The 13,055-nt window shown below is 54.9% G+C and carries 9 protein-coding genes; 4 read left to right on the top strand and 5 right to left on the bottom strand.

The window, feature by feature from the left end:
- Positions 1–11 precede the first annotated feature (11 nt).
- From cobN to cobU, 3 genes are all read right to left on the bottom strand, one after another.
- On the bottom strand, positions 12–3,746 hold the full coding sequence (cobN, locus tag O4H49_RS08055) for a cobaltochelatase subunit CobN (protein ID WP_269422915.1): 3,735 nt from the start codon (positions 3,744–3,746) through the stop codon (positions 12–14).
- Positions 3,747–3,821: 75 nt separating this feature from the next.
- Positions 3,822–4,856, bottom strand: coding sequence for a cobalamin biosynthesis protein CobW (cobW, locus tag O4H49_RS08060; RefSeq protein ID WP_269422916.1), 1,035 nt, complete (start codon positions 4,854–4,856; stop codon positions 3,822–3,824).
- 56 nt (positions 4,857–4,912) lie between these two features.
- Positions 4,913–5,452: a bifunctional adenosylcobinamide kinase/adenosylcobinamide-phosphate guanylyltransferase gene (cobU, locus tag O4H49_RS08065; RefSeq protein ID WP_269422917.1), complete on the bottom strand. Its 540-nt coding sequence runs from the start codon at positions 5,450–5,452 to the stop codon at positions 4,913–4,915.
- Between the two features lie 256 nt (positions 5,453–5,708).
- Here cobU and bluB point away from each other — a divergent pair, with 256 nt between their 5' ends.
- The 4 genes from bluB (at position 5,709) to O4H49_RS08085 (ending at position 9,003) form a co-directional block, all read left to right on the top strand.
- A complete protein-coding gene (bluB, locus tag O4H49_RS08070) occupies positions 5,709–6,347 on the top strand; it encodes a 5,6-dimethylbenzimidazole synthase (protein WP_269422918.1) in 639 nt (212 codons plus the stop codon).
- 159 nt (positions 6,348–6,506) lie between these two features.
- Positions 6,507–7,772 carry a SulP family inorganic anion transporter gene (locus tag O4H49_RS08075; protein ID WP_269422919.1) on the top strand — a complete coding sequence of 422 codons (1,266 nt, stop codon included), beginning with the start codon at positions 6,507–6,509 and terminating at the stop codon, positions 7,770–7,772.
- A gap of 223 nt (positions 7,773–7,995) precedes the next feature.
- Complete coding sequence (locus O4H49_RS08080; protein WP_269422920.1) at positions 7,996–8,553, top strand: glyoxalase superfamily protein; 558 nt, start codon at positions 7,996–7,998, stop codon at positions 8,551–8,553.
- A gap of 165 nt (positions 8,554–8,718) precedes the next feature.
- The gene (locus tag O4H49_RS08085; protein WP_419715217.1) at positions 8,719–9,003 is read left to right on the top strand and encodes a transposase; all 285 of its coding nucleotides are present in this window, start codon (positions 8,719–8,721) and stop codon (positions 9,001–9,003) included.
- 129 nt (positions 9,004–9,132) lie between these two features.
- Here O4H49_RS08085 and O4H49_RS08090 read toward each other — a convergent pair whose 3' ends face one another.
- Positions 9,133–9,897: a hypothetical protein gene (locus tag O4H49_RS08090; RefSeq protein ID WP_269422921.1), complete on the bottom strand. Its 765-nt coding sequence runs from the start codon at positions 9,895–9,897 to the stop codon at positions 9,133–9,135.
- A gap of 262 nt (positions 9,898–10,159) precedes the next feature.
- Positions 10,160–12,811: an aminopeptidase N gene (pepN, locus tag O4H49_RS08095; RefSeq protein WP_269423100.1), complete on the bottom strand. Its 2,652-nt coding sequence runs from the start codon at positions 12,809–12,811 to the stop codon at positions 10,160–10,162.
- Positions 12,812–13,055: the final 244 nt, after the last annotated feature.

Here is a 13,055-nt window from a genome sequence, read left to right on the forward strand (position 1 = left end):
TCTGTCTTAAATTAACGCGCAGCAAGCTGTTCCAGTAAAGCCCGCGCCGAATTCGATTTCGCCTTCCACAGGTTCCTGTCCTGCGCCTCGATCAGACGTTCCGCCATTTCCTTCAGGGCCGCGGCATTGTTCTGTTCCAGAAACTCGCGCACGGTGCCATCCATCAGATAAGCATCAAACACGGCATCAAAGTGATGATCCTCAACTACTTTCGCCGTGGCGGCAAAGGCAAAAAGGTAATCAACGGTCGCCGCCATCTCGAAGGCCCCCTTGTAACCGTGGCGCATCACGCCCTCGATCCACTTGGGATTGACCACACGGGCGCGGACCACCCGGGCGATCTCTTCCTGCAGGGTCCTGATCTGGGGACTTTCCGGCCTGGAATGGTCATTGTGATAGACCACAGGCTGCGCCCCGGACAGATGGCGGATCGCCGCGGTCACCCCGCCTTCAAACTGATAGTAATCATCTGAATCCAGCAGGTCGTGTTCGCGGTTATCCTGATTGTGCACCACCGCCTCGACATCGCGCAGGCGATTTTCAAACAGGCTGTGTCCGGCTTCTCCATTCCCGCCACTGCCATAGGCATAGCCGCCCCAGGCGACATAGGCCCGGGCCAGATCAGCATCACTTTCCCAGCCGCGTTCATCAATCAGGGCCTGCAGTCCCGCGCCATAGGCACCGGGCTTGGAGCCAAAAACCCGATAGCCCGATCGTTGTGCTGCAGACTTTTCATCCAGCCCCCGCGCCATCAGTTCGGCTTTTTCGCTCGATACCCGCGCCGCCAGCGGGTTCATTTTCTCTGGCTCATCCAGCGCTGCGACCGCCCGGGCCGCAGAATCAAACAGATCAATCTGGGCCGGAAAGGCATCGCGGAAAAACCCGGAAACCCGAAGGGTCACATCCACGCGCGGGCGATCCAGCACCGACAGCGGCAGGATTTCAAAGCCGATCACCCGACGCGATGTCGGCTCCCACTGCGGCTGCACCCCCATCAGGGCAAGCCCTTGGGCGATATCATCGCCCCCGGTACGCATGTTTGATGTGCCCCAGGCTGACAAAACCATACGTTTGGGCCAGCTGCCGTTTTCCTGGCGGTAACGCTCGATCATCAGGTTGGCGGACTTCCAGCCCAGTTGCCAGGCCGCCGGCGTTGGCACCACCCGGGAATCAACCGAATAGAAATTGCGCCCGGTTGGCAGCACATCCGGTTTGCCGCGTGTCGGGGCACCCGAGGGGCCGGGCTCGACAAACTGTCCGTTCAACCCGCGCAGGGCACCCTCGATTTCACTGGCCCCACAGGAGCGGACAATCGGGTCGAGATGCGCTTTGATTTTTGCCACAACCGCCTTTGTTGCCTGCCAGTCTTCAGGCACGTCAGCAGCGCCAGAGACCAGCTTCACCGCCAGAATTTCCAGACGCTCGACCGTATCTCCCTTGGTTCGCCAGCTGCCTTCAGCCTGAAGCACCTCCGGTTTCGGCCCCTCCCAGATATCGCCAAAACGACAGTCCAGCGGGTCAAATTCTATCGGAAAGCCCAGATCCCTCGCCAGCGCCCGGATCAGGGACGCATCCCCGCCCTTGCCGTCGCCGCGGGGCAAACGGGTCAGCGCCACCAGCAGATCGTGCAGCAAACGCCCGTCCGGCGACTGTCCAAAGATATGCAGCCCGTCGCGGATCTGCATTTCCTTCAGCTCACAAAGATAGTTATCCAGCTTGGACAGGGCAGCATCTTCATCGTCCTGTTCGGAAATGCCGCAGTCCTTGTCCAGCCCGATGCGCTGGGTCAGCTTCAGGATCTCGTCCCGCAACAGCTTCAGACGGCGTGGATCAACCCCGGCGGCTTCATAATATTCATCACAGAGCTGCTCGAGATCCGCCAGCGGTCCATAGGATTCCGCGCGGGCCAGCGGCGGCGTCAGATGGTCGATGATAACCGCCTGCGCCCGGCGCTTGGCCTGGGTGCCCTCGCCCGGGTCATTGACAATAAAGGGATAGAGATGCGGCATCGCCCCGAAAACAACTTCCGGGAAACATTCCTTCGACAGCGCCAGCGATTTTCCCGGCAACCACTCCATGTTGCCGTGTTTGCCCATGTGGACAATGGCATGAACCTGTTCCTGCTGGCGCAACCAGGCATAGAAAGCCAGATAACCATGCGGCGGCACCAGATCCGGCGAGTGATAGGTCTCGACCGGATTGATGTTATACCCGCGGGCAGGCTGTAATCCGACGATAATCTTGCCACAGTGAAAGGCCGACACCGCAAAGGCCGATTGCTCCGGCATGAAGAACGGATCTTTCTCCGGTCCGCCCCAGCGACTTTCCACGGCCTCGCGCACGGCTTCCGGCAGGCTCTGCCAAAAGGCCTGATAGGCAGGCAGCGACAGGGTCTCCCGAATGATCCGGCCATCCACCGCCGCGTTGGTCGGTCCTTCGGCCATGCGTTCAACCAGCGCGTTTCCATTGGCGGGAATGTCCGTAACGTCATATCCCGCCCCGGCCATTGCCTTGAGCAGCTCAATGGTTCCGGCAGGTGTATCCAGCCCGACCCCGTTGCCCATGCGCCCGTCCCGGTTGGGATAGTTTGCCATGATCAGGGCCACCCTGCGCCCGGCGGGCTCACAATTGCGCAGCCGCAACCAGTTCGCCGCCAGCTCGGCAACAAAGACGATCCGGTCCGGCACTTCCTGATAGCTGACCACGGAACATTCGGTCAGCGCATCAAAACGCGCCTCGGATTTAAAGGAAACCGCGCGTGAAAGAATACGTCCATCAACTTCGGGAAGCGCCACATTCATGGCAATGTCCCGCGCGGAAAGGCCGCTCAGACCGTCACGCCAGCCCGCTTCGTTTCCGCCTGAGAAAATCACCTGCAGGATCGGACAGTCAACCACATCAAACGGCGTTTCCTTGCGCTCGGCGCCCGGTGTTGAAATGGCAAAACCGGTGGCATTGAGGATAATACCGGTCCCGGCCCCGGACAGATAGTTGCTGACAATTCCCGCTGACAGCGGCTCCTTGAGCGAAGAGCAATAGATCGGCATCGGGTTCACGCCCTTGTCGCGCAAGGCCTGCACCAGGGCATCAACCGGGGTCAGGTTCGCGGCCTGCAGCAAAGCCCGATAGAACACAATCGCGGCAACCGGCGCGCCCTCAATCCACTGTTCTTTCAGATCGTCGATATCGGGGGTATCCAGACCCGGCCAGTAAACCCCGGCCCGCAACAGGGGTTTGGGTTCAACCCACTCACATGCCGCACCCGACAAGGACGCCAGATAACACAGTGAATTCCGCGCATTATCCGGTCCGCCATGGATAAAATACTGCCAGATCCGGTGATATGTTTCCTGGGGAACTGTTGAATAGGCGGCCAGCTCGGCATCGGGCTGATCATCGCCGGGCAGAAGCACCAGCGGAATGTTTTTCTGTTTGCAGACAGATCTGAGCTGCTCCACCCCATAGGGCCAATAGCCGATCCCCCCCAGAATACGGGCGACAACAAATTTTGCCTCCGCCACCATATCCTCGACATAAAGATCGACCGACATGTTGTGGGACAGCTGCATCAGATTAGCCAGGCGCAACGACGGATACGCTTCTCCCAGAAGCTGCCGGGCCTGGACCAGACTGGCCAGTTCGGTATCTGCAGCAGAAAGGATAAGGATATCACCGGGTGACTGCCCCAGATCAACGGCTTCGGAACCGTCGGCAATCATTCCGGGCTGGGCTTGTAACAGATGCATAAATTTCTTCTCTTCGCCTGTAATGGTCTGCCAGAGGAGGTCTCAATCCCCCTCTGGCAGACAGGTAACCTTCACTCAGGCTGTGATTTCGGCCCGGATTGTCGCTTCGTCCATATCATGATCCCCGATCACCACCAGACGGCTGCGACGTGTGGCTGTATCAGACCATTCCTGATCATAATAATGCTGGAAGCGACTGCCCACGCCCTGGATGACCAGACGCATGTCTTTGCCCGCAACGGCCACAAAACCCTTCATCCGCAGGATTTCATGCTTGGCAACAATCGGCAGCAACTTTGCGATCAGCGCTTCCGGGTCATTGATCTCACCAAACTCGACAGCAAAGCTTTCAAAATCATCATGGTCGTGCTCATGGCCGTCATCATGATGCGAATGGCGCGAGTCCAGATCATCTTCTGCTGCAGCTTCCAGCCCCAGCAGGACAGAGGCATCGATCTGGCCATGGGCAATCTTGACGATTTTCACTTCCGGGCGGATCTCCTTGTGCACCGCCGCCAGAACCTTGTCCATGTCGCCTTCTTCCAGCAGATCAAACTTGTTGATCACCACCATGTCGGCACAGGCCAGCTGTTCTTCAAACAGCTCTTCCAGCGGGCTCTCGTGATCCAGATTATCATCGGCTGCCCGCTGGGCTTCAATCGCCTGCGGGTTAGAGGCAAAGAGCCCGTCGGCAACCGCACGTCCGTCAACAAGGGTAATCACCCCGTCCACCGTCACACGGGTTCTGATTTCCGGCCAGTTGAAGGCCTTGACCAGGGGTTTTGGCAGGGCCAGCCCGGATGTTTCGATGATAATGTGGTCCGGCGGGGTTTCCCGGTTCAGCAATTTTTCGATTGTCGGGATAAAATCATCGGCCACGGTGCAACAGATACAGCCATTGGCCAGTTCCAGCACATCATCGTCATTACAGCCTTCGATGTTACAGCCTTTGACAATATCACTGTCCACCCCCAGATCGCCAAACTCGTTGATGATCAGGGCCAGCTTGCGCCCACCGGCTGTTTTCAACAGGTGTTGGATTGTGCTGGTTTTGCCTGCACCCAGAAATCCGGTGATCACTGTTGCTGGAATTTTTTTTGTCTGTGCCATCTGTTTATTCAAATCCTGCGTTCATTTTTCAAGTTCAGCCCAACGGACCAGATCAGTTATCCAACGGCAGGTTTTACCTGCATCGGCAGTCCGGAAACCATAAAGGTCACCGAAGGGACGACCGCAGCAATGCCTTGATGCAAACGACCTGCGTAATCCCTGAAATCTCGAGACATTTTATCCATGGGAACGATTCCCAATCCAACCTCGTTGGACACTAGCACAACCGGGCCCGCCAGTTCAGGTAAAGCCGCGACCAGTTGTGCACCTTCCACGTCAGGATCGCGCCCCGCCATCATCAGATTGGTCACCCACAGGGTCAGGCAATCAACCAGAACCACGGCATCCGGGCGACAGATCCCGCGCAGCCGTGCCACAAGTTCCAGCGGCTCTTCAAAGGTCTGCCAGCGCTCTCCCCGGCGAAGCCTGTGTTCGCCGATCCGCTCGCCCATCTCCGCGTCCCAGGGCTGCGCCGTCGCCACATAAAGACAGTCACCCGGCTGGGCTTCAACCAGTTGCTCGGCAAAACTGCTCTTGCCCGAACGTGCCCCGCCCAGAACCAGACTGTTTGGCAAAGAACCTTCTCTCCCGGTCATTGACTGTTTTCTCCCCTGTCACACGCGCACAGACCCGTGTTAAGACCCACGTAAAGATCCATGTACATAACAGATGACTTTTCCCTTTGATCGCCAGAGGATGCAAGGCAATTTTGCCAAAATGGCAATCCGGAAAACCATTCACCAGAAAACATTCGACAGTCTCCGGCTTTCCATGCAAATTTCTACAGGATGGCCCCTGACTGTGCCGCCCCTTAACTGCGCCACCCCCTAACTGCGAGTGACACCCTGATCAATGACCAAGCCCGATTTCGACGATACCTTCTGCGATGGCCTGACGGAACTGCTGGAATGGCGTCGGGATGTGCGGCACTTTAAAACCACGCCCCTGCCGGAAGGTCTGCTCGACAATCTTCTCGATCTCGCCTGTCTGGCACCCTCGGTTGGCAACAGCCAGCCCTGGCGGTTTGTCCTGGTCGAGGACCCGGCCAACAGAAAAGCCGTGCGCGATAACTTTCAGGAAGCAAATACCCAGGCACTGCAAGGCTATGATGGCGACCGCGCCCGACTTTACGCCAATCTGAAACTGGAAGGCATCGACAAGGCCCCGGTCCAGCTGGCGGTGTTCGCCCACGAGGCAACCGAACAGGGCCACGGTCTGGGGCACCAGTCCATGCCGGAAATGCTGCGCTATTCCGCTGTACTCGCCGTCCATACCCTCTGGCTGGCCGCCCGTGCAAAAGGCGTTGGCCTCGGCTGGGTTTCCATTCTCGATGCCGAAAAGGTCAAACAATCCCTCGCGGTTCCTGACAGCTGGTCACTGGTCGCCTATTGCTGCATCGGCTATCCCGAACAGGAAGACGACACGCCGGAGCTGGTCAAGCTCGGCTGGCAGGATCGGCAGGCCGACTGTCGGCAGGTCCTCAAACGCTGAAAGAGAAACAAACCCTCTTTTACTCAGCCCGGCCACCAGCTTATAGTAATCTGAATTTTTCTGTGTATATCGTCCGATCTCTTTAAGACAGCCCTGCGTAAGCCGGAAGGCTGGGAAGGAGACCGTGAAATTTTGCCAATTCAACGCCGGACTCTCGAAATGCGCCAACCCAAAATTCTCACAACAATTCGAAATTATAGCTGGCAACTTTTTGTAAAGGACCTTCTGGCCGGGGTAACTGTTGCAATGGTTGCCTTACCCCTTAGCCTTGCCATAGCTATTGCTTCGGGTGCAGACCCATCCAAAGGAATTGTAACCGCCATTATCGGCGGTTTTTTAATTTCACTTTTTGGCGGAAGCCGCGTTCAGATCGGCGGACCAACAGGCGCGTTTATCGTCGTCGTGTTCGGTGTAATTGCCCAACATGGATACGATGGTCTTGTTCTCGCAACCTTTATGGCGGGTATTATTCTGCTTATTGGTGGATACTTTCGGGCTGGAAATTTGATTGCGTTTGTTCCCGAGGCCGTGGTGAACGGCTTCACAATCGGGATTGGCATCATCATTGCCACAAGTCAGCTGAAGGATTTTCTGGGGCTGACGATCAATACGGTTCCCGCCGAATTTTTAGAGAAAATACCCCTGCTATGGGAGGCGCGGGAAACTTTCAGCTTGGCGTCTTTTTCTATTGCACTTGTAACGCTTGTCCTGATTGTATTCTTGCGACGAATAGCCCCGCGTTTTCCCGGCCTCATCGTGGCCGTCGGGATCGGTTCTGCTCTTGTGGCCTTCCTGTTATTGCCAGTAGATACTCTTGGTTCTCGCTTTGGCGAGCTTCCAAACCAGATGCCATGGCCGCAGCTGCCTGATTTTTCGCCCTCCAGAATTATCGAACTTCTTCCATCTGCTTTTATCATCGCCTTTTTGGCAGGGGTTGAATCACTTTTGTCAGCCATGGTCGCCGACAAAATGATTGCAGGACGCCACAGACCAAATGCCGAACTGACGGCGCAAGGCATCGCCAATATCGGTTCTGCACTCTTCACAGGCCTTCCGGTTACAGGGGCAATTGCGCGAACCGCAACGAACATCAAAGCAGGGGGAAAAACACCTGTTGCAGGGCTCATCCACGCCGTTATCATTTTACTGGTGATGCTGCTGGCGGCACCTCTGGCAGGCTACCTGGCCATGCCAGCACTCGCTGCCCTGCTGATTGTGACTGCCTGGAACATGACCGAACCGCATAAATGGCGCGAATATGCTCGCGGAAGGAAAAGCGACATCCTGCTTTTACTTTTAACCCTCGTTTTGACCGTGCTGGTAGATTTGACGGTGGCCATTGGCGTTGGTGTCTCCGTGGGCCTTGCCCTGCGTCTGAGCCGCCGCAAGACCGTCGAAAGCGACTGGTCCTCCCCAGAAAGATAGAGACAGAGAGATAAAGGCGAACAGAAAAGGGCAAAATATCCCGCGTTCACATCGCCTCTTGGCAGCACTTTTCCGTTGTGCTTGAATGGCGGCGGCCTGTGCTACCAGCCGCTCGCCCCTTCGGGGATGGTGAAAGCACCTCGGATGAACTGCTTTATCTTCTCCATCCAGTCGTCAATCGGTAACGCGAGCGCTGTTGAGACATACTGGCAGAGAGGTCATCATGACAAATCACGACCAGGCCAAATCCATGGCCCGCTCTATCCGCGCCGCACTGGCAAGGGACAAGATCGATATTTCCCACTCCCGCGCCCTCGAACTTGCCGCCGCCGCCCTGGGCTATGCAGACTGGAATACAGCCTCAGCCCTGCTTGAATCCCCTCCAGATTCTTCCGGTAAATCCAACGCCACCGACTGCATCCGTTTTGAGAACTGCAGCCCCGTCCTCCGGATTTTTGACGAGGCAAAGGCCCGCGAGTTTTACATTGGTTTTCTTGGTTTCCAGGAAGTATTCCAACATCGTTTTGAACCCGGCTTGCCACTCTACCTGGGCATCGCCCGCACGGGTCTGCAGCTGCATCTGTCGGAACACCACGGCGATGCCAGCCCCGGATCAACCGTCTTTGTTCCGATGACAGGCATCCAAGCCTATCATCAGGAACTTCTGGACAGGCATTATTCCTATGGCCGCCCCGGCTTGCAGAAACAGGAATGGGGCACCCAGCTCGAGGTCCACGACCCCTTTGGAAACCGTATCCGCTTTTGCGAAAAGGCGGGATAGCTTCCAGCCTGCTTAAAAAGGGGCTGTTCCAAGACGTATCGGACGTACCAGAGGCGGTCTGAACTCCAAGTTGCACGCAGTCTGTGATGGGCAGGGACGCCCGCTGATTATGCTGTTGAGTGAGGGCCAGATGAGCGGACTTTAAAGGGGCGGCACTCATGGTTGATGCTTTTCCAAAGGCGAAAACCTTGCTTGCTGACATATGATGCCGACTGGTTCAGAGAGGCTCTGGCTGAACGTGGAATAGAAGCCTGTATTCCCTCAAAAGTTAACAGGAAAAAACTGATCCCTCATGATCAAACTCTATATCGCCAGCGACACAAGATCGAAAACATGTTTGGAAAAAGCAAGGACTGGCGACGTATCCACACAAGATATGATCGCTGTGCACACACTTTCATGTCCGCTATAACAATCGCAGCTATTATGATCTTTTGGATCAATCAATGAGTCCTGAGCCTAATTCGATCCAATTAGGAACACTTTGGCGACACTGATTATATTATCACTTAAAGTGAGCCCGGCGTTATGATTTCAAGTTCAAGCTCTGATCATTTCAAGCCCGTACAGTTAGAGCTCCTATTTAATACAGTCGGCTTTGAATAGGGTCGTGTCAAACAGAGGCTGCCCTGTCTCGTAAACGTAGGTGTATCTGTAGCCCCCCCCGTCGTTCAGTGTGTCTACCATACTATCCGCACTGCAAACCAACCCCTTTAGTTGGCTGCTCATGTTTGATGAGAATGTCTTGGCGTCCACGAGATCTGGGGTGAGCAGAATGGTGTAGTGATACTGAAGGACTGGTCCCTTGGAGGAGGTCCTTTCTAGCGTGGTTATCTCATCGATCTTTTGGGGTAGATTGCGGTTAAGGCCAACTGACGCCTGCGCAATTTCATCATCAAGCGAAGGCTTTAAAAGCACGTCCTGGACTAAATATTTGGCGCCGAAAAATGTAATCAGCCCAATGACGAGAGCCAAGACATTTTCCATTACATTTTTGAAGCGGCTTTTGGCCCTTGCTTGGTCTGGGGCTTGTTGGTTATTAGGCGTCGGATCAGACCTTATTGATTTCCGTCGTTCCCGCCAAACATCAAAGCCAAACCAAAACACCTGAGGAAGAAAATAAGTGCTTAGCGCTCCTTCCCATGCGAAGGATCCACCATCGGCCATCCCGAATCCTGCAATCACGGTACACAAAGCCAGCGAGGCGACATGTCCAGCCGCAAGCCTTCCGATGCCCCCTTCCCATTTCTTTAGAAGGTATAAGGCAAGCCTGCTCAAGAGGTAAGTCGGGACAAGCCCGCCCAGCATTTCAGTAATTAGTGCGACAGGGTTCACGCCGTTCATCCATCACCGAATAAAATCATACGAATCCGCCTTGGATTCAACACACCTAAATTAAGAGACTTTAAGCACTTTCTCAATCTGCACTTTTAAGCAGTTCAATCAAACTGTCATACAATCGATCAATCTCTTTAAAGAGGTCGTCTTCACGGTTCGAATAGTCTCATTAAGTCTGCATTACAAATACTGCACCAAAACAAAACTCACCCCTTCACGAGGGCAACGCCAGTTGCCCTCGTTCGATGGCGTTAATCGAGACTTCCCTTTACGCCTCTTTGCCCAGCGATTTCGAGGCCATTTCATAGACATCGCCGGAAAGTTTTTCTGTCGCCAGTATTCGTTTAAGCTCAGATTTCATCATTTTCTGATGCTTGGGGTTCATCCGGCGCCAACCGCCCAAAGGAGCCAGAATGCGAGAGGCAACCTGCGGGTTGATAGCGTTCATATGGATAATGTTGTCAGCCAGGAAACGATAGCCTTCGCCGTCTTCGGCATGGAACCGGACCGGGTTGGCAGAGGCAAATGCCCCGACCAGCGCCCGTACCTTGTTCGGATTTTTATAGGAAAACCCGGGGTGCGAGGTCAGCTTTTTAATCCGTTGCAACACATCCGGCAGTCTGGAGCAGGCCTGAACCATAAACCACTTGTCCATCACAACCGGATCCTGCTGATAACGCTGTTCAAAAGCGGCAAGTGCCACCTCCCGCTCCGCTCCAGAAAAATCATTCAGAAGAGCCAGTGCAGCCATGCGGTCGGTCATGTTATCCGCGGTCTCGTAATGCCGGACAACCAGTTCACGACAGTCGCGATCGTCTTCAAAAGTTGCCAGATAATCCATCGCCGCATTACGCAAAGCTCTGCGCCCCATTGAGGCTGCATCAGGGCTGTAGGCCGTTCCTGCCACGCCTTGCTGGTACAAGGCCTTCAGGCTGCCACACAACTCTGTCGCAATGGCGTGCTTGAAAAAGCTCCTGGCCTTTTCCGCTGCATCAAAATCGGCAACCTGCATCTGCTCGCTAATATAGCTGATCGACGGCAGGGTCATCAGCTGGGCGACAAAGGCCGGATCAAGGTCGGGGTTGGCCATGTTGCTCGCCAGTGCCCGGGCAAAGCCTGATACATATTGCGGCTCACGACCGGACTGGATTTCCCCGATCATCTTCAGGATCAGACGCGTTGCAGAGGATTGCGCCGCTTCCCAGCGGTTAAACAGATCACTGTCGTTTTCCATCAGGAACAACAGCTCATCATCGCTGTACATTGCTGACAATTTGACAGGGGCCGAGAAGCCCCGGTTAATCGAGGGCACGGCGCCTGGCGGCACATCCGTAAAGGAAAAATTCTGCTGTTCGCAATCAAACCGCAGGGTTTTACTGTATGTTCTGTCACCGCTGTTTGTCCCCTGCTGTATCAGCGGAATATCCTGACCGTCCTGCCCCAGCAGGCCAATCGTCAGCGGAATATGCAGGGGTTGTTTATTGTGTTGCCCCGGTGTGTCGGCGGTGTGTTGAGACAGCTTGAAGGTGAATAGGCTGGAAGCCGCATCATATTCCCAGGTCACCGCCACATCCGGTGTGCCAGCCTGACTGTACCAGAGCCTGAAATGCTCCAGATCCACACCATTGGCATCTTCCATTGCCGCGACAAAGTCTTCGCAGGTTACGGCCTGATTGTCATGGCGCTCGAAATAAAGATCTATGCCCTTGCGGAAACCTTCCCGGCCCAGGATTTCCTGCATCATGCGGATCACCTCGGCCCCTTTTTCATAGACCGTGGCGGTGTAGAAATTATTGATCTCGATATAGCTTTCCGGGCGGATCGGGTGAGACAGCGGCCCGGCATCCTCGGGGAACTGACGCGCGCGCAAGGTCCGCACGTCCTGTATCCGCTTGACCGGGGCCGAGCGCATATCAGACGAGAATTCCTGATCGCGATAAACCGTCAGACCTTCCTTGAGGCTGAGCTGGAACCAGTCGCGGCAGGTCACCCTGTTCCCGGTCCAGTTATGGAAATATTCATGGGCGACAATGGCTTCGATACGTTCAAAATCCGCATCCGTTGCCGTATCCGGGCTGGCCAGAACACATTTGGAGTTAAAGATATTAAGGCTCTTGTTCTCCATCGCCCCCATGTTGAAATCATCAACCGCCACGATATTGAAAATGTCCAGATCGTATTCCAGACCAAAGCGTTCTTCATCCCAGCGCATGGACCGGATCAGGGAATCCATGGCAAAGGCACATTTGTCTTCATTGCCGTGTTGCACATAAATCTTCAGGGCCACATCCCGGCCACTGCCGGTTTTATAGCTGTCGGCGTAGCAGGCCAGATCCCCCGCAACCAAAGCAAAAAGATAACAGGGCTTGGGAAAGGGATCATGCCACTTCGCCCAATGCTTTCCGCCCTCACCCTTGCCCTGGGAAACCAGATTGCCGTTCGACAGCAGAACCGGATATTTCGCCTCATCCGCCTGCATGGTCACGCTATAGGTTGCCATGACATCGGGACGGTCAGGATAAAAGGTGATGCGGCGAAAGCCCTCGGCCTCACACTGGGTACAGAAATTCCCGCCTGAAAGATACAGGCCCTCAAGCCGTGTATTCAATACCGGATCGATCCGGGTTTCGATCGCGAGCTCAAACTTGTCCGGCAAGCCTTCGACTTCGAGAAAAAATTCATCAAGAAGATATTCTTTTTCTTGCAGCGCGCGGCCATCAACGGCAATCGAAAGCAACTCCAGAGTATCGCCATCCAGATGCAGGGGGCCTGATGAATCCGGATTACGCCGGACCTTCAACAGGGATTTCACCCTGGTCCCCTCTGGCTCCAGAAAAAATTCCAGATCAACATGATCGATCAAAAAAGCAGGGGGGGTATAGTCCTGTAATTTAATTGCTTTTGGTTGTTCCGTTTTCATCATGCCTCACCCTAGAATCCAGATTTTCCCCATAGTGTCTGAAACAAACAGCAAGGACAATCCACCTAATACGATTAGGCAAGCCATTCCCCTGATTTGCGTAGCTCTGTATGGAATTTATGCAGAGAAGTATCAGCTCTGGCTTCTGGAAATGCAAACTTCAGAAAAAGCAGGGAAAGAATCGGTCAACCCGCTTCCCTTGAGCCAGAAAGACAGAACGGAAATTGTACGGGATCAGGATGAT

The organism is Kiloniella laminariae, from assembly GCF_027214005.1.
GTDB classification, from domain to species: Bacteria; Pseudomonadota; Alphaproteobacteria; order Kiloniellales; family Kiloniellaceae; genus Kiloniella; species Kiloniella laminariae_A.

What these genes read in the sequence shown, in the direction of transcription:
- pepN (WP_269423100.1), bottom strand. Translation starts at nt 12,811, where the DNA reads ATGAAAACGGAACAACCAAAAGCAATTAAATTACAGGACTATACCCCC.
- cobU (WP_269422917.1), bottom strand. Translation starts at nt 5,452, where the DNA reads ATGACCGGGAGAGAAGGTTCTTTGCCAAACAGTCTGGTTCTGGGCGGG.
- O4H49_RS08090 (WP_269422921.1), bottom strand. Translation starts at nt 9,897, where the DNA reads ATGAACGGCGTGAACCCTGTCGCACTAATTACTGAAATGCTGGGCGGG.
- O4H49_RS08085 (WP_419715217.1), top strand. Translation starts at nt 8,719, where the DNA reads ATGCTTTTCCAAAGGCGAAAACCTTGCTTGCTGACATATGATGCCGAC.
- O4H49_RS08075 (WP_269422919.1), top strand. Translation starts at nt 6,507, where the DNA reads ATGCGCCAACCCAAAATTCTCACAACAATTCGAAATTATAGCTGGCAA.
- cobN (WP_269422915.1), bottom strand. Translation starts at nt 3,746, where the DNA reads ATGCATCTGTTACAAGCCCAGCCCGGAATGATTGCCGACGGTTCCGAA.
- bluB (WP_269422918.1), top strand. Translation starts at nt 5,709, where the DNA reads ATGACCAAGCCCGATTTCGACGATACCTTCTGCGATGGCCTGACGGAA.
- O4H49_RS08080 (WP_269422920.1), top strand. Translation starts at nt 7,996, where the DNA reads ATGACAAATCACGACCAGGCCAAATCCATGGCCCGCTCTATCCGCGCC.
- cobW (WP_269422916.1), bottom strand. Translation starts at nt 4,856, where the DNA reads ATGGCACAGACAAAAAAAATTCCAGCAACAGTGATCACCGGATTTCTG.